Here is an 18,823-nt window from a genome sequence, read left to right on the forward strand (position 1 = left end):
CATCCGACACCTTGTAGGAGCTGGCGCAGCCTGCGATCTTTTGGCGATTTCGGAATCGGTCGGGAAACAAGATCAAAAGATCGCAGCCTGCGGCAGCTCCTACAGAGGATCTAGGCTGGTTTGTAGTTCAATGCCGGCGGCACATCCACATCCCACAGCACACCGGGATCATCCACGGTCACTTCGACCACCCGCCCTTGGGCAAACAGTGGTTTCGCGCCACGATCCCCCGAGAGCGTCATCAATCCCGCTGCGAAGTCCCGTCCAAATCCGACCGGATGCCCATACCTACCGCCCTGTACGGGCACACTGATACTGTCATCGCCAATACCCGCCACCACTTGCTCGATACTGGACGGCAGGATGAACGGCATATCCCCCAGCACCATCAGCCAGCCATCGAGTTGCTTGCAGGCAGCGACCCCGGCGGCAATGCTGTCGCCCATACCGGTCGATTCGATCAGCACAATCTCGCAGCCATAGGCCTGAGCCATGCGAATCACTTGCGGGCGGTCAGCAGTGGTGACCAATACGCGTTTGCCCAGCGTCGCCGGCAGGTTGACCAATGTGTGCTCGATGACGGACCGCACCACGCCGTCACGCCCGGTGCAATCGGCCACCAACTTATCCCTTTCGGCGCCCGCTTCCTGACGAAACCGACTGCCCTGCCCCGCCGCCAGTACGACGACGCCAATGGACTCGCTCATACGTTCTCCCGCAAGACCTTCTTCTGTTTCAGTTCGATGCCATTTTTGACCGCCACGATTTCCGCCATGAGCGACAAGGCAATTTCCGCTGGATTATGACTGCCGATATGCAAGCCAATCGGACCGTGCAAACGGTCAATCGCCGATTGCGACAAACCCAGTTGAGCCAGGTTTTCCCGGCGCTTCTGGCTGTTGACCCGCGACCCCAGCGCTCCAACGTAAAAGGCTTTGGAATCCAGGGCCGTGAGCAGCGCCATGTCGTCCAGGCGCGGATCATGGGTCAAGGCCACGATGGCCGTGCGTTCATCGGTCTGGATATTCAATACTGCCTCATCCGGCATGCCCGAGACGAATCGTCCGTGCTGCTCTTCCCAGCCATAGACGAACTCGCTGCGTGGATCGCAAATCAGCACTTCGAAATCCAGCAAACGAGCCATTTCCGCGACATAGCGCGACAGTTGCCCCGCGCCGATCAGCAGCAAGCGCCAGCGCGGGCCATAGATCGCCCGCAAGGTCTGACCGTCGAACGTCAAGACGTCGGCTTTAGTGGCCGGACGCAAAAGCACTTCGCCGGAGGCCAGGTTCAGTTCACGGGCAACGATTTCATGGGCCTCGCATCGGGCCAGCAGTTGCTCGACCCAATCCCCATCGTCGATGCGCTCCTCGGTCAAGCGCAAGGTGCCACCGCAGGGCAAACCGAAACGTGCAGCTTCCTCGCGGGTCACGCCGTACGTGATCAGTTGCACCGGAGGCCCGTCCAGTGCGAGACGGCCGTCGTGCAGCCGGGCGATCAAGTCATCCTCGACACACCCGCCGGAAACCGAACCAATCACCACACCGTCCTCGCGCAGGGCCAGCATGGCGCCGGGTGCCCGGGGCGCAGTGCCCCAGGTTTCGACCACGCTGTACAACACTACCCGCTGACCGGCGCGCTGCCATTGCAACACGCTGCGCAGGACGTTCAGGTCGGCGCTGTCCATCAGGTTCCGGCCTGCTGCCAGCCCGACAACTGATAACGAACCGGCAGGTTGCGGATGCGCTTGCCGGTGGCAGCAAAGATCGCGTTGCACAGGGCCGGCGCAATCGGTGGCACGCCCGGCTCACCAACCCCGCCCAATGGCACGTCGCCCGACGGCGTCACCAGATGCACAGCCACTTCTTTCGGCGCCAGGGACATGCGCGCCACTTCGTACATGTGGAAGTTGTCCTGCTGGACCTTGCCGTCCTTGAAGCTGATTTCCCCGAGCACCGCATTACCCAGGCCCATGACGCAGGCGCCCTCGAACTGTGCGCGAATCCGCTCGGGATTGATCTGCGGTCCGCAATCGACGGCGATATCCGCCTTGTGCACCACCAGCGTGCCGTCGTCTTTCACCTCCACCTCGATCACCGCCGCCACGTAGGTCACGAAACTGTAATGCACCGCCAGGCCCAGGCCGCGCCCCTTGGGCAGCTCACGCCCCCATCCGGCGGCTTTGGCGGCGGTCTCCAGTACCGTGCGCAGGCGCGCGGTGTCGATCGGATAACGCTCGGGGGATTCGCCGTAGTTCCACTCTTCGCTCAAGGTGCGCGGATCGATCTGACGGTCCGGGCCGAGCAACCTGATCTGGTACTTCAGCGGATCTTCCCCGGCCTTGTGCGCCAGCTCATCGATAAAACTCTGGATCGCGAAGCCATGGGGAATGTTCGACACCGAGCGATACCAGCCGACGCGGGTATGCACCGTGGCCTCGGGGTTTTCCAGGCGAATGTTGGGGATCGCATAGGCCATGTTGGTAAAACCCATGCCCAGTTCGAACGCCGCCTCATGGTTCATGCCCGGCGCAAACAACGCCGTGATGCTTGGCGCGACCGTACGGTGCAGCCAGCCGGACGGCAGACCGTCCTTGTTCAGACTGGCCTTGAGGTATTCGGCCGATACGGTGTGGAAGTAGGAACAATGAATGTCGTCTTCGCGGGTCCATTGCACCCGCACCGCTTTGCCGGGGAATTCCTTGGCGAGGATCGCGGCTTCGAGGATGAAGTCAGGCTTGGACTTGCGCCCGAACCCGCCGCCCAGCAAGGTCACGTTGAACGTGACGCTGTCGAACGGCAGGCCCAGCCTTTCACCAATCCGTTCCCGGGTGACCTGCGGTGCCTGGCTTGGCCCCCAGGCCTCGCACGCACCGTCCTTGAACCGCGCAATGGCGACCATCGGCTCCATCGGTGATTGTGACAAATGCGGCAAGTAGTAGGAGGCTTCCAGCGTACTGTCGGCGCTGCTCATGGCTTCGTCTATGTTGCCGGTATTGCGCACCACCTTGCCAGGCTTGAGCGAGGCCGCTTCGAGCTCCTTGCGATAGGCGATCGAGTCGTAGCTGGCATTGGGGCCGTCATCCCACTCGATTTTCAGCGCCTCGCGGCCCTTGATCGCCGCCCAGGTGTTGCTCGCCACCACGGCGATACCACCCAGGGGCTGGAACTCCGAAGGCAACGGACGGCTTTCGATCTGCAGCACCTTGACCACGCCGGGGACTTTCATCGCCGCGCTGGCATCGAAACTTTTGACTTTGCCGCCATACACCGTCGGGCGGGCAATCGTCGCGTAGAGCATGCCGTCGAAATGCACGTCGGCACCGTACACCGCACGGCCGTTGACGATGTCTTCACCGTCGATGGCCTTGGTGCCTTCCTTGCCGATGTAGCGGAATTCCGAAGGCTGCTTGAGCCTCAGGCTGTCACGCGCCGGTACGGCCAAAGCGCTGGCAGCGGCGGCGAGCACACCATAATCCAGTTCGCGGCCCGAGGGTTTATGGATGACTTTATGCAGTTGCGCATGGCACTCGCCCACCGAGACTTTCCACTGGTCAGCCGCGGCCTGTTCCAGCATGGCGCGTGCAGCAGCCCCGCAACGACGCATCGGTTCGTACCAGTGGCGCATGCTGCGTGAGCCGTCGGTGTCCTGGTTGCCGAAACGTGCTTCATCGCCCGGGGCCTGCTGTACCTTGACCCGCGCCCAATCGGCTTCCAGCTCATCAGCCACCACCATGGTCAGGCTGGTGCGCACGCCCTGCCCCATTTCCGAGCGGTTGCAGATCACAGTCACCGTGCCATCGGCGGCGATGCTCACATAGACTTTCGGATCGTCGACCCAGCCGTGGGGCATGCCGTCGGCGCCGAACTTCTTGTCCTTTTCTTCGGCAAAAGCGTCTTGCCAGCCCCAGCTCGCCGCCAATACCAGCGCACTGGTGGCGCCCACGCCTTTCAGAAAACCACGGCGACTGAGCTGGCTCAGATTGCTCAGGGTGAAATCATGCGGTAACCGGCTCATGCCTTGGCCTCCTTCAGGTGATTGGAGGCCTGGCGGATGGCGGTCTTGATGCGGTTGTAGGTGCCGCAGCGGCAGATGTTGCCGACCATCGCTTCTTCAATCTGCTCGTCGCTGGGGTTCGGGTGGGTCTTGAGCAGCGCTGTCGCCGACATGATTTGCCCACCCTGGCAGAAACCGCACTGGGCGACCGCCGTGTCGAGCCAGGCTTGCTGGACGACTTTGCCGATCGGGTCGGCGTGCAGGTTGTCGATGGTGCTGACATTCTGACCGACGACGGAACCGATGGGCGTGATGCAACTGCGTGCCGGAGCCCCTTCGATATGAATGGTGCAGGCCCCGCACAGGCCCATGCCGCAGCCAAATTTGGTGCCGTTGTAACCGGCCACGTCGCGGATCGCCCAGAGCAGCGGCATGTCCTCGGTGACGTCGAGTTGATGGTCTTGACCATTGAGCTTCAGGGTAATCATGTGCATGCCCGCATGGATCTTGAGTGATGGGGTCGAGCAATCTGCCGCTGGATCTCGGTGGGTCGCACGCAGATCGACTCAGGCTAATCGGCTCTCTTGTGCGGACGCAAACGGTCTGCACCGGGCCTTTGGTGGAGCAAGAGTGTGCATCGTTAGCTGACTAAGTTAACCGAGCATTAACAAAAAAAAGCCCTGCTGAGACAGGGCTTTTTAGCTGCAAGCTTTAAGCTGCAAGCTTTAAGTAAAAGCAAAACAGCGAAGAGCCTGAATTTAAGGATTGTAGCTTGCCGCTTGAGGCTTGCAGCTCGCGGCTGCCTCATCAATACCGGTTCGGTTCCATTTCCAGGTCGACATGGAAGCGTTTTGCAATATCTTTCTGGATGCGCTGCGCCAGGTTCAGCAATTGCAGGCCCGTTGCGCCGCCATAGTTGACCAGCACCAGCGCCTGCAGCTTGTGAACACCTGCGTCGGCATCGCGAAAGCCTTTCCAGCCTGCCCGCTCGATCAACCAGCCAGCGGCCAGCTTCATCTGCCCGTCGGGTTGCGCATAGGCCACCAGGTCCGGGTATTCGCCCTTGAGCCGCGCAGCCAGCGCCGCCGACACCAAAGGGTTCTTGAAGAAACTGCCGGCATTGCCGAGTACGGCCGGGTCCGGGAGTTTCTCGTTGCGGATGCTGCAAATGGCCCGGCTGACATCGCTGGCGGTCGGATGGTCGATACCTTGTTCGGTCAAGCGCTGACGCACCGGGCCGTACTCCAGGTGCAAATGCGCGGCACGGTCGAGGGCGAAGCGCACACGCAGGATCAACCAGCGCCCCGGTTCCTGCTTGAACAGGCTGTCGCGGTAGGCAAAGTTGCACTCTCCCAGACTGAAGTCGCGCAGTTCGCCGGTCTGGCGATCGAGGGCGGTCAGGCCAGCGAACACATCCTTGATCTCGACCCCATAGGCGCCGATGTTCTGCATCGGTGCCGCACCCACGGTGCCGGGAATCAGGCTGAGGTTTTCCAGGCCGGACAACCCAAGCGCCAGGGTGTGTTGCACAAAGGGATGCCAGGATTCGCCCGCCTCGGCCTCGATCACCACTTTGCCGTCGTCATCGCTCAGTACGCGAATCCCGCGAGTGGCCATGCGCAGCACCAGCGAATCGATATCGGCCGTCAGCAGCAGGTTGCTGCCACCGCCGATCACCAGTACCGGGACCTTGTGCTCCAGCCCGTAGGCCAGGGCTTCGCGTACATCGGCGTCGCTATGGGCCTCGGCAAACAGCCGGGCCTGGACATCCACGCCAAAGCTGTTGAAAGGCTTGAGCGATACCTGCGATCGAACTTGCAAACTCATAACCGTCCCTTCAATTCAATCACCAGCAAATCACTGGCGCGCTCGATCAGGTCCAACACCTGCTCGAAGCCTTGCTCGCCGTCGTAGTACGGGTCCGGCACTTCATCGATCGGCGACTGGTAACGGCGCAGGAACAGGTCCAGCTCGGCCTTGCCCTTGGCGGGCTGCAAGGCCTTGAGGTTGCGCAGGTTGCTGTTGTCCATCGCGAGGATCAGGTCGTAGGTGGCAAAATCGGCGCGGCTGACTTGCCGGGCGCGCTGGGCCGACAAGTCGTAACCACGCAGCTTCGCCGCGGCCTGGCTGCGTTTATCCGGCGCCTTGCCGACATGCCAGTCACCGGTGCCGGCGGAGGCAACCTCAACCTGATCGGCCAGCCCCGCTTCGCGCAGTTTGTGCCGCAGCACGCCTTCGGCCGTGGGAGAACGGCAGATGTTGCCCAGGCACACGAACAAAACGCGCATCACGCCTCCAGAAGGCGACGAACGCGCTCGAGGTCTTCAACGGTATCGACGCCGGCTGGCGGCGCGATCAATGCGTCGGCCACGTGGATCCGCACGCCGTGCCACAGGGCACGCAGCTGTTCCAGGCACTCGGTGTTTTCCAGCCAGCATGGACCCCAGTTGACGAAATCCTGCAGGAAACCGGCGCGGTAGGCATAGATGCCGATATGGCGGCGATACGGCACACCTTCCGGCAACTGCTCAGGGTTCACGGCAAATGCATCCCGCGCCCAGGGCAAGGTGGAGCGACTGAACGTCAGCGCCAGGCCATTGAGGTCGCTGACGACCTTGACCACGTTGGGATTGAACAGGGTGTCCGCGTCTTCGATCGGCTCGGCCAAGGTGGCCATGCGCGCTTCAGCGTGGGCCGCCAGATTGGCGGCGACCTGATCGATCACGCTCGGCGGGATCAGCGGCTCGTCGCCCTGCACGTTGACGACGATGGCATCGGGCGCCAGGCCCAGCTTCATTGCGACTTCGGCCAGGCGATCGGTGCCGGAATTGTGATCCTCACGGGTCAGCACCACTTCCGCACCGAAGCCCTTGCAGGCCTCGACGATACGCGCGTCGTCAGTGGCAACCACCACCCGCCCGGCGCTGCTTTTGCTCGCCTGTTCCCAGACGTGCTGGATCATCGGCTTGCCGGCGATCAGCAGCAGCGGCTTGCCTGGCAGGCGGGTGGAGGCATAACGCGATGGAATGACGACGGTAAAGGCTGTGGTCATTTATCCAGACGCTCATCGGTGGTCAGGGTGCGTGCTTCCGACTCGAGCATCACCGGGATGCCGTCGCGAATCGGGTAGGCCAGGCCGGCGCCCTTGCTGATCAGCTCGGTCTTGTCGGCGCTGAGCTTGAGCGGGCCTTTGCAGACCGGGCAAGCGAGGATGTCGAGCAATTTGGTGTCCATGAGCATTCCCTGGAAAAAACGGAGTTAAGGCAACAAACGATCCGGCAGCAGGCGCATCAACTGTGTGTCGAACCAGGCCACGAAGGCCGGTGACGGCACGGCATCGACCGCTAGGTACCACCAGTCGGCGGCGGCAAAGGCACGGCATTTCACCGCGTCTTTTTCCGTCATCACCAACGGCAATGACGGCGTGAAATTCAACGCCTGCACGCTGTATTCGGCGTGGTCGGCAAACGCATGTGGAACAGGCTGCCAGTGTAGCGTTTCGAGGGTCTTGAAGAAACGTTGCGGATTGCCGATACCGGCGACCGCGTGCAGGGCCTGGCCGACAGGGAAACAGTCGAGGGGACGGCGCTCACCACTGCGCAGATTGACCAGCGCGGTAGGTTGCAATTGAAAGGCAAAGCCATCGTCGCGGTCGGATGCGGCACCGTTGTAGAGGACCGCGTCGACGCTTTGCAGGCGCTCGACCGGTTCGCGCAACGGTCCGGCGGGCAGGCAGCGGCGGTTGCCCAGGCCGCGGGCGGCGTCGATCAGCACCAGCTCCAGGTCGCGAGCCATGCGGTAATGCTGCATGCCATCGTCGGACAGGATCAGGTCCAGTGGCTCGCTGGCCAGCAAGGCTTTGACGGCGTTGCTGCGATTGGGGTCGATCATCAGCGGCACGCCCGTGCGCTGGACAATCAGCAGCGGCTCGTCACCGGCGACGTCGGCGCTCTGCTCGGCCTCGACCCGCCACGGCAACTGCGGCGGTTTGGCGCCATAGCCGCGGCTGACCACGCCGACCCGCAGGCCGCTGCGCTGGCAGTGCTCGATCATCCATAGAATCAGCGGCGTCTTGCCGGTGCCTCCTACAGTGATGTTGCCGACCACGATCAGCGGCACCGGCGGCTGGTAGATCTCGCCCTCCCCCGCCAGAAAGCGCTTGCGCTTGTTCATGACCACGCGTCGGTACAGCCATTCCAGTGGCTGTAACAGCTTCAGGGCCGGATGACCTGCGTACCACGCGGCGAGCAATCGATCGGACATGGCCATCAGGGCGCGGGAGGCGCCGCCTCGATGGTGGTCATGCGCAAGTGACTGAAGCCGAGTTTGCCGGCGGCATCCATGGCCGTCACCACGGACTGATGCGCAGTCTTGCCGTCAGCACTGATGGACAGCGGCCGGTTGGTGTCGCCGTTGGCCTCTTTTTGCAGCGCGTCCATCAGCGAGGCCAGGTCGCTTTTCGGCAGGATCTGGTTGTTCACCGAGAACACGCCGTCGGCGCTGATGGCTATGTCCAGCGGCTTGCTCTGATCGTCGGCCGGCGTGCCGCTGACGGCTTCCGGCAGATCGACGCGCAACTGGGTTTCACGGGTGAAGGTGGTGGTCACGACAAAAAACAGCAACAGGATGAACACCACGTCGATCAGCGATGCGAGGTTGATGTCCACCGTTTCCCGTGGTTTGCGGCGGAATTTCACGCTTTGCTCCCGGTCAGGTCCACGTCGCGATCGCCCTGCACCACTTCGACCAGCTTGATCGCTTCCTGCTCCATGCCCACCACCAGCTCATCGATCCGGCGTTGCAGGAAACGGTGGAAAAACACTGCGGGGATACCCACCATCAGGCCCGCGGCCGTGGTGATCAGGGCCTTGGAAATACCACCGGCCAGTACCGAAGCGTTGGTGGTCATGCCTGAGCCTGTGAACGCACTGAAAATATCGATCATGCCCAGCACCGTACCCAGCAGGCCCAGCAACGGCGCCATGGCGGCGATGGTGCCGAGGGCGGCGACGTAGCGCTCGAGCTCATGGATGACCCGTTGTGCGGCCTCTTCGATACACTCCTTCATGATCTCGCGACCATGCTTGGAGTTGGCCAGGCCGGCCGCCAGGATTTCGCCCAGCGGAGAGTTGGCGCGCAGTTCCTTGAGTTTTTCCTTGTTGAGCTGTTTGTCCTTGATCCAGACCCAGACCTGCCCGAGCAAGTGCTCCGGGGTCACGCGGCTGGCCCGCAGGGTCCACAGGCGCTCGGCAACGATCGCCATGGCCGCGATGGAGCTCAAAATGATCGGCAGCATCATCCAGCCGCCGGATTTGACCAATTCCCACACAGTGACAGCCCCCTCGAAAAAGTGCGCCACTCTAACATAGGGGGTGGACGCACCGAAGACCGTGATGTCGCAACCGGTCGGGCTTTGATAACGCTCGGTCATGGGTTCAAAGGCGGCGGATCGCGCCAGAAACGCCGTTCCTGGCGCATTGTCCACGGTGGTTCGAAGCGCCCCAGTTGCAGACGAATGGCACCCTGCTCGACGCTGTCGTAGATCGCCATTCCACGTTTTTGATAACGCGCGATGACCGTGGGATGCGGATGACCAAACGAATTGCCCTGGCCGCGTGAGATCAGCGCCCCTTTGGGTTGCAGGGCATCCAGCAGGGCGTTTGACGACGAACTGCGACTGCCGTGGTGTGGCGCCTGCAGCCAATCGGTGGGCACGGCCAACGGACTGTCCAGCAGGGCTCTCTCGGCGGCGGCATCGATGTCTCCACTCAACAGCAACCGTTCGCCATTGGCCTCGATCAGCAAGACACAAGAGTTCTGGTTGCTGTCGCCGGCCGATGGCCAGTGCCAAAGCTGGAAATCGACTTGATCCCAGGTCCATTGCCGGCCGCTCTCACAACGCCCGGCCTGCAACTCCACAGGCAAGTCTGACGGTTCACCACTGACCACCTGTTTTACAGGCAAGCCTTTGGCAATCGCCCGGGCACCGCCGGCATGGTCGGCGTGGGCGTGGCTGATCAACATCAGGTCGAGGTCCTTCACCCCCAGTTTGCGCAACGCCGGCAGCACCACCCGCTCCCCCTGGTCGAGCTCACCGAATCGCGGTCCGGCGTCATACAGCAAGGTGTGATGCCGGGTGCGCACCAAAATAGCCAGCCCCTGCCCCACGTCCAGTTGCCAGACTTCAGCGATGCCTTCCGGCAGCATTGACCGGGGCGGAAACACCAGCAACAGCAGCAGAGGCCAACCCAGCGGGCGCAGCGGAACGCCACGCGGCAACAGCAGTAGAAAAGCGCCCAGCGCGCCGAGGCTCCATACCCCCAGAGGAATCGCCTCCGGCTCCCACGCGGGTAGCACCTCGGCCAACAACGCCAGGCCCCTGAACAACCCACCGATCAATCCGCCCGCCAGCCACAACAGGCCCTCGCCCACGTAGGGCACCGGCAACAGCAATGTCCCGAGCAAGGCCGGCGGCAACACCAGCAGACTGATCCACGGCACCGCCAGCAAATTGGCTGCCGGACCGCTCAGGCTGATCGGCAATCCCAATATCAACAGTAACGGGCACAATCCGATTGCAATCAGCCACTGGGCACGGGTCCAGGTTTGCCACCATCGCCAGGGGCCCAATCGGCCGCCGAAGGTCAATATCAAGACGGCCACGGCCGCGAAAGACAGCCAGAAACCAGGCTGGAGACTCGCCAGCGGCTCCAGCAGCAAAATGCCGCAGAGGGCCAGCAAAAGCGGCCACCACGCACCGAGATGACGAAACCGCAGACGCCACAGCAACACCAGGCCCAGCATCAGGCAGGCTCGTCGCACCGGCACCCCGAATCCGGCCAGCATCCCGTAACCGAGCGCCGCGGCGAATGCCAGGCCACACGCCCAAGGCAGCCATGGCAGACGGTTCGGCCATAACCCCAGGCGGGCCAGGCCGGCAATCAGCAGATACACGACGCCCGCCAGCAAGCCGATGTGCTGCCCGGAAATCACCAACAGATGAACCGTGCCGGTGTCCTGCAATACCTGCCAGTCTTCGCGACTCAGCCCGGCACCGTCGCCGAGCACCAACGCCGTCAACGCGCCGCCTCGCCCCTGGGCATCCACCGCTTGCAAACGCTGGCGGATGCCATCGCGCCAGGCCCACTGGGCTGGCGCAAGGCGTTCGCCCTGCTTGACCGTCCCGGTCGCCCCGATGTGTTGTGCCAGCAACCAGGCCTGGTAATCGAACGCCTGCGGATTGAGGAGCCCGACCGGACGCTTCAATTTGACGGCCAGACGCCAGCGCTCACCACTGTTCACCGGCGGCCCGCCGTACCAGGACAGGCGCATTTGCCGCGGCAGTCGGGTACGCCGGGACTCGATGTCGGTCAATTCGAAACGCACGACACCGTCGTCATGCCGGGGCAAGCCGGTGACCCGTCCTTCGACCCAGCGGGTTTCTCCGTCCAGCGCCGGCGGCAACCGGTCATCCAGCGCCCACTGCGCATTCGCGCAGGCCCAACTCAAACCGAACAGGTAAAACGCCACCGGATACGTCCTGAATGGCAACAACATCAAACCCGCCACCGGCATCGCCAGCCACAACCAGACCGGCGGCAACGCCGGTAAAAAACGCAAAGTCAGCAGACCCAGCGCCAACGCCATCATCCCTGTGCGCATAAGCCCGTCCTTGAGAGTCCCCTCCAAGGCTTAGCCCGTCCGTCGCGCGAGCGCCGTTATCAATTGTCACAAAGTCTGAATGGGCAGTTCATAGAATCCAGACATACTTGCCACCCTGACCGACCGAGAAGCCTTATGCCCCGGCGCTTATTCAAACGTTACATGCCAGACCCGATGAGCATCAGGGAACACAAGTCCTTACGCTTTCTCGGCACGCTGCTGCATGACCCGAACCTGTGGCACCTCAACCGCCACTCCGTGGCCCGCGCCATGGCGGTGGGTCTGTTCGCGGCGTTCCTGCCAATCCCGTTGCAGATGCTGCTGGCGGCAACCCTCGCCATCATCGTGCGCGGCAACATGCCGATCGCCGTGAGCCTGGTCTGGCTGACCAACCCGATCACCATGCCTGCCGTGTTCTTTTGCACCTACCAGACCGGCGCCTGGCTGATGGACGTCCCCGCCCGGCAGTTGCCGGACTCACTGACCTGGGAATGGATCAGGGGCGAAATCTCGACCTTGTGGCAACCGTTCCTGTTGGGTTCGGTGGTGACGGGGCTGGCACTCGGCGCGCTGTCCTACTTCATGGTGATGACGTATTGGCGCTGGTGGGTGGCCAGGCAATGGAAGCGGCGCAAGAAGAGCCGGATGTGAAAATGCAAAACGGCGCTCCAGGGCGCCGTTTTTTTTACATCTGCCATACACCCCCTGTAGGAGCTGCCGCAGGCTGCGATCTTTTGATCTTGATTTGAGCCCGTTAAAAAGCCAAAAGATCGCAGCCTTCGGCAGCTCCTACAAGGAAGGTCAGGTGCGCATCCCGCGTCCGCTGACCAGCAACCGTGCACAACCGATATACAGCACTACGGTCGCCACCAGCATGAAAGCGATGGCCACACTGATGCGGATATCCGATACGCCGAGGATGCCGTAACGGAATGCGTTGACCATGTGCAGCACCGGGTTGGCCAGCGAGACGGTCTGCCAGAACGGCGGCAGCAAGGTGATCGAGTAGAAAACCCCGCCCAGGTAGGTCAGTGGCGTCAGCACGAAAGTCGGAATGATCGAAATATCATCGAAGTTGCGCGCAAACACGGCGTTGATGAAGCCCAGCAGCGAGAAGATGGTCGCCGTCAGCACCACCACCAGAATGGTCACGCCCAGGTGATGCACCTGCAAGTGGGTGAAGAACAGCGACAGCAGGGTCACGATGATCCCCACCATCAACCCGCGCAGCACGCCGCCCAGGGTGTAGCCGATCAGGATGGTGTGCGGCGATAGCGGCGAGACCATCAGCTCTTCGATGGAGCGCTGGAATTTGCTGCCGAAGAAACTCGACACCACGTTGCCGTAGGAGTTGGTGATCACCGACATCATGATCAGCCCCGGCACGATGTACTCCATATAGGTGAAGCCACCCATGTCACCGATTTGCCGACCGATCAGGTTACCGAAGATCACGAAGTACAGGACCATGGTGATGGCCGGCGGCAGCAGGGTCTGCGGCCAGATCCGGGTGAAACGCCGGACTTCACGGTAAACGATGGTGTTGAGAGCAATGAGGTTGGGGCGCAACTCGGAACTCATACCGCCACCTTCGACAGATTTTTCTCCACCAGGGACACGAACAACTCCTCGAGGCGATTGGTTTTGTTACGCAGGCTCAGCACTTCGATGTTCTGCTGCGCCAGCTGGGTGAACAGCGCGGTGATGCCCATGGACTTTTCCACCTGGACTTCCAGGGTGTGGCTGTCGATCAGCCGGGACGGGTAGCCGAGCAACTGAGGCGCGGCGGGCAGGTCGCCCTTGAGGTCCAGCAGAAAGGTTTCGACATGCAGTTGGCTGAGCAACTGACGCATGCTGGTGTTCTCGACAATGGTGCCGTGGTCGATGATGCCGATGTTGCGGCACAACTGCTCAGCCTCTTCCAGGTAATGGGTGGTGAGGATGATGGTGATGCCTTTCTGGTTCAGCTCGGTGAGGAAGCTCCACATCGAGCGACGCAGCTCGATGTCCACCCCGGCAGTCGGTTCGTCGAGGATCAGCAGGCGCGGTTCATGCACCAGCGCGCGGGCGATCATCAGGCGACGCTTCATGCCGCCGGACAGTGAACGCGACGGCACGTCCTTCTTGTCCCACAGCCCCAGTTGGGTCAGGTACTGTTCGGCGCGTTCCTTGGCGACTTTCGCCGGGATGCCGTAGTAGCCGGCCTGGGTCACGACGATGTCGAAGGTCTTTTCGAACTGGTTGAAGTTGAATTCCTGAGGCACCACGCCGATGGAGCGCTTGAGCTGCGCAGGATTGCGGTCCAGGTCGTGACCGAAGATATTCACCGTGCCGCTGGTCTTGTTCACCAGGGTCGAGAGAATGCCGATGGTCGTGGATTTGCCGGCGCCGTTGGGGCCGAGCAAGGCGAAAAAGTCACCTTCGGCGACTTCCAGATCGATACCACTCAGGGCCTGGAAACCGTTGCCGTAGGTTTTGGTTAGCTGCCGGATGGACAGAGCGGAACTCATATCTGATTTACGCACCAAGAAGGGAAGAAAGGGATAAGTATGGGCGGCGGCGAACAATACAACCGCAACAACTTGGCACAATGGTGCTTGTCGCCGCCACACAAGTACAGTCAAGCGTGTCGATAGTGAGTATTAAGTCAACGCGGTCATGACCGCCTTTTGATACGCCGGACGCTGTTTCAACCGCGCGTACCAGGCCTGCAGATGCGGTAGTCGCGCACGCTCGATCGGCATCTCGAACCAGGCATAAATGAAACTGCCCAGGGGAATATCACCCATGCCGATCTCGTCTCCGGACAGGTAGGGCGTGTTCGCCAACGCCTGGTCGGCCATCGCCAGCAGCGTGTCGCATTCCTTGATCGCCGCCTTGATGGCGGGCCAGTCCTGCTGGTCTGCCGGGGTACGCAGCACACCCCAGAATACGGTACGGAACGGGCCGGCAAAGCTTGAGGTGGTCCAGTCCATCCATTTGTCGGCGCTGGCACGGGCTTGCAGATCCGCGGGGTACCAGGCCGTGTCGACGGCGTGGCGGGCCATCAGGTAACGCACGATGGCGTTGGATTCCCACAACACGAAACCATCGTCCTCGATCACCGGCACCCGACCGTTGGGGTTCATCGCGCGGTACTCGGGTGTATCGACGACACCAAAGGCGCCACCGGCATCGATCGCCTCGTAGGCCAGGCCCAGTTCTTCGGCGGCCCACAATGGCTTTCTCACATTCGATGAGTTTTTCCGACCCCAGATTTTCAGCATGACCGCCTCTTTTTCGATAAGTGGGCAGGCAGCATACGCCGGATCAGGTGCGACTCAAATCGCTCTGCATGTCCCCCAACAGCGGTTGCAGTTGCTCACCGAACAGGTGCGGATAGCATTTTTCCAGGTGTTCGAAAAAGAACGCTTCAGGGACGTCGGCGAACTGGCCGTGATCGACGAGGTACTCCATCAACTTCGCTCCATCGCGGTTGAAGGGATGAAAAACGCTGTCGTTGATCCCGTCGAATTCCAGCGGCGCCACATTGAACAGCTCGCAAAGTTTGCGGTTGAACGCCGGCGTCGCCTTGATCCAGCGACCCTGCAAATAAAACTCGGTGTAGCCGTGCATGGCGAACATGTCGCTCTTGAGCAATTCAAGCAGGCGAGGCGTCGACAAATGATTGCGCACATCCGCCAGGCCGATCCGCGCGGGAATCCCGCAATGCCGCGCTGCACCTGCCAGCAACGTGGCCTTGGGCACGCAGTAACTCTCCCCGGTCGCCAATGCATGACTGCCGCGCAGGGTCTGCGGATCGCGACTGAAGGTGTACGGGTTGTAGCGCACCGCTTCGCGCACGGCGTAATAAAGACTGATCGCCTGTTCAAGCGGATCGCGACTGGCACCGCGGTGTTTTTCGGCGAACTCCACCACAGACGGATGGTCACTATCGATGAAGCGGCCGGGACTCAAGTACTCGTGCATGAGAATAATCTCCAGGGGAAGCCCCGAGTCTAGCGAGAGCTTCAGCACAGAGATAACGACGTTTCGGCCAAATATGGGCGCTTTGCCGCTCGTTCAATGAAGGTTTTTCCCACGTGTGCGGCCCATCTGGCCCACGAAAATCATCCTGGGTCACCACCCGCCTGTTTTGTGGATGCCGTCTAAGCTCTGAGGGCTGGTTCGCCCTGGTTTCACGGAGGAATAAATATGCTGCTGTTGTGGATACTGGTTCTGCTGGTCGGTATTGCTTATCTGGCCCACCGCCGCATCGCCCCGCTGCCCGCCCTGGTCATCGTGGCCGTCTATGTCGTGGCCATGGGCGCTTTCAGCCGCGCACCGGGCTGGTTGCTGCTGGTTTTCTGGGTATTGATCGCTGCCGTCGCCGCGCCTTTGCTGCTGCCCGACCTGCGTCGCAAATTGTTCAGCGCACCGATGTTCAACTGGTTCCAGAAAACCCTGCCGCCGATGTCGCAAACCGAACGCGATGCCATCGACGCCGGTACGGTGTGGTGGGACGGAGAGCTGTTCAGTGGCCGTCCGGACTGGAACAAACTGCTGTCCTATCCCAAAGCGCAATTGAACGAAGAAGAACAGGCTTTCATCGACGGGCCGACCGAAACACTCTGCACCATGGTCAATGAATGGCAGCTCGGTCAAACCATGGACCTGCCGCCCGAAGCCTGGGCGTTCATCAAGGACAACGGTTTTTTCGCCCTGATCATCCCCAAAGAGTTTGGCGGCAAAGGCTTCTCTGCCTATGCCCACTCGCAAGTGGCGATGAAGCTGGCAAGCCACAGCGGCGACCTCGCCTCCACCGTGATGGTCCCCAATTCCCTCGGCCCGGCCGAATTGTTGCTGCACTACGGCACCGACGAACAACGCAATCATTACCTGCCACGCCTGGCACGCGGCGACGACATTCCGTGCTTTGCCCTGACCGGTCCGCTGGCCGGCTCCGACGCGGGCGGCATGCCGGACTCCGGGGTGATCTGCAAAGGTGAATGGGAAGGCCAGGAGGTTCTCGGCCTGCGCCTGAACTGGGAAAAGCGTTACATCACCCTCGGCCCGGTGGCTACCCTCCTCGGCCTGGCCTTCAAGGCCTATGACCCGGATCACCTGCTGGGCGACAAGGAAGACCTGGGCATCAGCCTGGCGCTGATTCCGACCGATACCGAAGGTGTCGAGATCGGCCGCCGGCATCTGCCGTTGGGCGCCGCGTTCATGAATGGCCCGAACTCGGGCAAGGACGTGTTCGTCCCGCTTGAGTTCCTCATCGGCGGCCAGGAAATGCTCGGCAAGGGCTGGATGATGCTGATGAATTGCCTGTCGGTGGGGCGTTCGATTTCCCTGCCGGCGGTGGGCACCGGCATGGCCAAGTTCACCGGCCTGGTGACGGGCCAATACGCGCAGATTCGTGAGCAGTTCAATGTACCGATTGCCGCTTTCGAGGGCATCCAGGAAGCCATGGCCCGCATTGGCGGCAACGCCTGGATGATGGACGCCGCCCGCATGCTGACTGCCAATGCGGTCGACCTGGGCGAGAAACCGTCGGTGCTGTCGGCGATTCTCAAGTACCACCTGACCGAGCGCGGCCGCGACTGCATCAGCGATGCCATGGATGTGCACGGCGGCAAGGCGATCATCATGGGGCCGAACAATTACCTGGGCCGTAAATGGAACGGTGCGCCGATTTTTATCACGGTGGAAGGCGCGAACATTCTCTCGCGCAACCTGATGATCTTTGGCCAGGGCGCGATCCGCTGCCATCCCTTCGTGCTCAAGGAAATGGCCCTCGCCGGCCGTGAAGACAAGGATCAGGCGCTCAGAGAGTTCGATGGCCTGCTGCTCAAGCACATCGGTTTTGCCGTGGGCAACGCCGCCAGTACGCTGGTGCTGAATCTCGGTTTCGGGCACCTCGAACACACCCCGGGCGACAAACTCAGCCAGGGTTACTTCCGCGCCCTCAATCGTCAGGCCGCTGCTTTCGCCCTGCTCGCCGACCTCAGCATGATGTTGCTGGGCGGCGCACTGAAACGCCGGGAACGCCTGTCCGCACGGCTGGGTGACGTACTGAGCAACCTTTACCTGGCCTCTGCGGCACTCAAGCGCTATCACGATCTCGACACACCGGAGTACATGACGGCACTGGTGAGCTGGGCCATGGAAGAAAGCCTGGGGCAGGCGGAACGGGCCATGGATGAGCTGCTGAACAACTTTCCGAACAAAGTCGTGGGCTGCCTGTTGCGGGTGATCGTGTTCCCGTTCGGTCGCCGGCACAAAGGCCCCTCGGACAACCTCGCTGCCGAAGTCGCTGCCTTGATTGGTCGCGCCAAGGGCGACCCAGCCCTGGAGGAATTGCTCCTGGGTTGCTATCGCCCACAGGCGAGCGACGATCCGGTCGGCGCCTTGCAATACGCCTGCAACCTGTTGAGCGCCGCTCAGCCGCTGCAGAAAAAGCTGCATGTGGCACTCAAGAGCGGCCAGGTCAAACCGCTGGCCGGCGAGTCACTGATCGATGCCGCGCTCGAGGCTGGTGTGTTGCAGCCGGTGGAAGCGCAAACCCTGCGTGAAGCCGAAGCGGCCCGGCGCAAGGTGATCGATGTCGATGACTTTGACCAAGAGGCGTTGGCACTGGCCGAGGGAAAAGTCCGCTGATCCCTTCAAACATGTAAAAACGGGCGCGGGCGCTTTATACTCCCGCGCCCGTTTTGCTCTTGAGGACTTATCTCGTGTCCAACATCGTTGCCGATCATCTCGTTTTACTCGACCACCTGCGCAGCATCCTGGTCGCCGTAGGTGAGGCCGAGCAGGTTCCCGACGAAAGCCATGCCTTGTTCCTTGAGCGCTTCGACGAGCTGCTGGCGTTACTGCCTGTCGATCCGATCGAAAGCCAGTACCTGGGCCAGGACATTCTGTGCCAGGTCATCACTCGCTATCCGCAAATCGCGCACCTGGTGCCGCGCGACCTGCTGTGGTATTTCGCCGGTGACTGCCTGCATTACATGCCTGATGATGAAATCGACCTGTACCAGGCCCTGGAAGAGCGTCGCTTCGAAGCCGAACAGAACGACGAACCTTTCGACTGGAACCAGGAAAAGCAACTGCTGGCCTTGTCGAACCAGGACAGCAAGCACTGATCTGCAAAAGATCGCAGCGCTCCTACAAGGTGTCGGATGTA

At 61.6% G+C, this 18,823-nt stretch carries 19 protein-coding genes; 3 read left to right on the forward strand and 16 right to left on the reverse strand.

Annotated features, from left to right (window positions below; translation table 11 throughout):
* Positions 1-110: 110 nt before the first annotated feature.
* The 12 genes from ACEN83_RS23045 to ACEN83_RS23100 form a co-directional block, all read right to left on the reverse strand.
* Entirely contained in the window at positions 111-707 is a 597-nt protein-coding gene (locus ACEN83_RS23045) for a nucleotidyltransferase family protein (RefSeq protein ID WP_495578535.1), read from the reverse strand.
* Positions 704-1,687, reverse strand: a complete 984-nt coding sequence (locus ACEN83_RS23050; RefSeq protein WP_495578536.1) for an XdhC family protein — start codon at positions 1,685-1,687, stop codon at positions 704-706. The genes ACEN83_RS23045 and ACEN83_RS23050 overlap by 4 nt, the downstream gene beginning before the upstream one ends.
* On the reverse strand, positions 1,687-4,017 hold the full coding sequence (locus tag ACEN83_RS23055) for a xanthine dehydrogenase family protein molybdopterin-binding subunit (RefSeq protein ID WP_495578537.1): 2,331 nt from the start codon (positions 4,015-4,017) through the stop codon (positions 1,687-1,689). The genes ACEN83_RS23050 and ACEN83_RS23055 overlap by 1 nt, the downstream gene beginning before the upstream one ends.
* Complete coding sequence (locus ACEN83_RS23060) at positions 4,014-4,484, reverse strand: (2Fe-2S)-binding protein (RefSeq protein WP_495580906.1); 471 nt, start codon at positions 4,482-4,484, stop codon at positions 4,014-4,016. The genes ACEN83_RS23055 and ACEN83_RS23060 overlap by 4 nt, the downstream gene beginning before the upstream one ends.
* A gap of 319 nt (positions 4,485-4,803) precedes the next feature.
* Positions 4,804-5,823 (reverse strand): UDP-N-acetylmuramate dehydrogenase, encoded by a 1,020-nt coding sequence (gene murB, locus ACEN83_RS23065; protein WP_495578538.1) that lies wholly within the window; start codon positions 5,821-5,823, stop codon positions 4,804-4,806.
* A complete protein-coding gene (locus ACEN83_RS23070; RefSeq protein WP_102673880.1) occupies positions 5,820-6,284 on the reverse strand; it encodes a low molecular weight protein-tyrosine-phosphatase in 465 nt (154 codons plus the stop codon). The genes murB and ACEN83_RS23070 overlap by 4 nt, the downstream gene beginning before the upstream one ends.
* Positions 6,284-7,048, reverse strand: coding sequence for a 3-deoxy-manno-octulosonate cytidylyltransferase (gene kdsB, locus ACEN83_RS23075; protein WP_414914909.1), 765 nt, complete (start codon positions 7,046-7,048; stop codon positions 6,284-6,286). The genes ACEN83_RS23070 and kdsB overlap by 1 nt, the downstream gene beginning before the upstream one ends.
* Entirely contained in the window at positions 7,045-7,230 is a 186-nt protein-coding gene (locus ACEN83_RS23080) for a Trm112 family protein (RefSeq protein ID WP_003179363.1), read from the reverse strand. The genes kdsB and ACEN83_RS23080 overlap by 4 nt, the downstream gene beginning before the upstream one ends.
* Positions 7,231-7,254: 24 nt before the next feature.
* Positions 7,255-8,265: a tetraacyldisaccharide 4'-kinase gene (gene lpxK, locus ACEN83_RS23085; protein WP_116579974.1), complete on the reverse strand. Its 1,011-nt coding sequence runs from the start codon at positions 8,263-8,265 to the stop codon at positions 7,255-7,257.
* Positions 8,265-8,693, reverse strand: coding sequence for an ExbD/TolR family protein (locus ACEN83_RS23090; RefSeq protein WP_007972252.1), 429 nt, complete (start codon positions 8,691-8,693; stop codon positions 8,265-8,267). The genes lpxK and ACEN83_RS23090 overlap by 1 nt, the downstream gene beginning before the upstream one ends.
* Positions 8,690-9,325, reverse strand: coding sequence for a MotA/TolQ/ExbB proton channel family protein (locus ACEN83_RS23095; protein ID WP_015096396.1), 636 nt, complete (start codon positions 9,323-9,325; stop codon positions 8,690-8,692). The genes ACEN83_RS23090 and ACEN83_RS23095 overlap by 4 nt, the downstream gene beginning before the upstream one ends.
* 98 nt (positions 9,326-9,423) lie before the next feature.
* Complete coding sequence (locus ACEN83_RS23100) at positions 9,424-11,658, reverse strand: DNA internalization-related competence protein ComEC/Rec2 (RefSeq protein ID WP_495578539.1); 2,235 nt, start codon at positions 11,656-11,658, stop codon at positions 9,424-9,426.
* Positions 11,659-11,793: 135 nt separating this feature from the next.
* On the opposite strand from ACEN83_RS23100, the gene ACEN83_RS23105 reads away from it, so the two are divergent.
* A complete protein-coding gene (locus ACEN83_RS23105) occupies positions 11,794-12,309 on the forward strand; it encodes a DUF2062 domain-containing protein (RefSeq protein ID WP_007972350.1) in 516 nt (171 codons plus the stop codon).
* A 150-nt stretch (positions 12,310-12,459) separates the two neighbouring features.
* On the opposite strand, the gene ACEN83_RS23110 is transcribed toward ACEN83_RS23105, so the two are convergent.
* The 4 genes from ACEN83_RS23110 to ACEN83_RS23125 all read right to left on the reverse strand — a co-directional run bounded on the left by ACEN83_RS23110 (position 12,460) and on the right by ACEN83_RS23125 (position 15,627).
* On the reverse strand, positions 12,460-13,239 hold the full coding sequence (locus ACEN83_RS23110; protein ID WP_007972352.1) for an ABC transporter permease: 780 nt from the start codon (positions 13,237-13,239) through the stop codon (positions 12,460-12,462).
* Positions 13,236-14,168 (reverse strand): ABC transporter ATP-binding protein, encoded by a 933-nt coding sequence (locus tag ACEN83_RS23115; protein ID WP_495578540.1) that lies wholly within the window; start codon positions 14,166-14,168, stop codon positions 13,236-13,238. Before ACEN83_RS23115 ends, ACEN83_RS23110 begins: the two co-directional genes overlap by 4 nt.
* A 132-nt stretch (positions 14,169-14,300) precedes the next feature.
* A complete protein-coding gene (locus ACEN83_RS23120) occupies positions 14,301-14,924 on the reverse strand; it encodes a glutathione S-transferase family protein (protein ID WP_495578541.1) in 624 nt (207 codons plus the stop codon).
* Between the two features lie 43 nt (positions 14,925-14,967).
* Complete coding sequence (locus tag ACEN83_RS23125) at positions 14,968-15,627, reverse strand: transglutaminase-like domain-containing protein (protein ID WP_102700915.1); 660 nt, start codon at positions 15,625-15,627, stop codon at positions 14,968-14,970.
* A 225-nt stretch (positions 15,628-15,852) separates the two neighbouring features.
* Here ACEN83_RS23125 and ACEN83_RS23130 point away from each other — a divergent pair, with 225 nt between their 5' ends.
* Complete coding sequence (locus ACEN83_RS23130) at positions 15,853-18,300, forward strand: acyl-CoA dehydrogenase (RefSeq protein WP_495578542.1); 2,448 nt, start codon at positions 15,853-15,855, stop codon at positions 18,298-18,300.
* A 74-nt stretch (positions 18,301-18,374) separates the two neighbouring features.
* Positions 18,375-18,782, forward strand: coding sequence for a PA2817 family protein (locus tag ACEN83_RS23135; protein ID WP_007972361.1), 408 nt, complete (start codon positions 18,375-18,377; stop codon positions 18,780-18,782).
* The last annotated feature ends 41 nt before the right edge of the window (positions 18,783-18,823 follow it).

Source organism: Pseudomonas sp. Pseusp49 (genome assembly GCF_059491875.1).

Excerpts from the sequence above, each read along its gene's own strand:
- ACEN83_RS23070 (WP_102673880.1), bottom strand. The coding sequence starts at position 6,284 with ATGCGCGTTTTGTTCGTGTGCCTGGGCAACATCTGCCGTTCTCCCACG.
- lpxK (WP_116579974.1), bottom strand. The coding sequence starts at position 8,265 with ATGGCCATGTCCGATCGATTGCTCGCCGCGTGGTACGCAGGTCATCCG.
- ACEN83_RS23105 (WP_007972350.1), top strand. The coding sequence starts at position 11,794 with ATGCCCCGGCGCTTATTCAAACGTTACATGCCAGACCCGATGAGCATC.
- ACEN83_RS23115 (WP_495578540.1), bottom strand. The coding sequence starts at position 14,168 with ATGAGTTCCGCTCTGTCCATCCGGCAGCTAACCAAAACCTACGGCAAC.
- kdsB (WP_414914909.1), bottom strand. The coding sequence starts at position 7,048 with ATGACCACAGCCTTTACCGTCGTCATTCCATCGCGTTATGCCTCCACC.
- ACEN83_RS23050 (WP_495578536.1), bottom strand. The coding sequence starts at position 1,687 with ATGGACAGCGCCGACCTGAACGTCCTGCGCAGCGTGTTGCAATGGCAG.
- ACEN83_RS23080 (WP_003179363.1), bottom strand. The coding sequence starts at position 7,230 with ATGGACACCAAATTGCTCGACATCCTCGCTTGCCCGGTCTGCAAAGGC.
- ACEN83_RS23055 (WP_495578537.1), bottom strand. The coding sequence starts at position 4,017 with ATGAGCCGGTTACCGCATGATTTCACCCTGAGCAATCTGAGCCAGCTC.
- ACEN83_RS23120 (WP_495578541.1), bottom strand. The coding sequence starts at position 14,924 with ATGCTGAAAATCTGGGGTCGGAAAAACTCATCGAATGTGAGAAAGCCA.
- ACEN83_RS23045 (WP_495578535.1), bottom strand. The coding sequence starts at position 707 with ATGAGCGAGTCCATTGGCGTCGTCGTACTGGCGGCGGGGCAGGGCAGT.
- murB (WP_495578538.1), bottom strand. The coding sequence starts at position 5,823 with ATGAGTTTGCAAGTTCGATCGCAGGTATCGCTCAAGCCTTTCAACAGC.
- ACEN83_RS23125 (WP_102700915.1), bottom strand. The coding sequence starts at position 15,627 with ATGCACGAGTACTTGAGTCCCGGCCGCTTCATCGATAGTGACCATCCG.
- ACEN83_RS23100 (WP_495578539.1), bottom strand. The coding sequence starts at position 11,658 with ATGCGCACAGGGATGATGGCGTTGGCGCTGGGTCTGCTGACTTTGCGT.
- ACEN83_RS23110 (WP_007972352.1), bottom strand. The coding sequence starts at position 13,239 with ATGAGTTCCGAGTTGCGCCCCAACCTCATTGCTCTCAACACCATCGTT.
- ACEN83_RS23130 (WP_495578542.1), top strand. The coding sequence starts at position 15,853 with ATGCTGCTGTTGTGGATACTGGTTCTGCTGGTCGGTATTGCTTATCTG.
- ACEN83_RS23060 (WP_495580906.1), bottom strand. The coding sequence starts at position 4,484 with ATGATTACCCTGAAGCTCAATGGTCAAGACCATCAACTCGACGTCACC.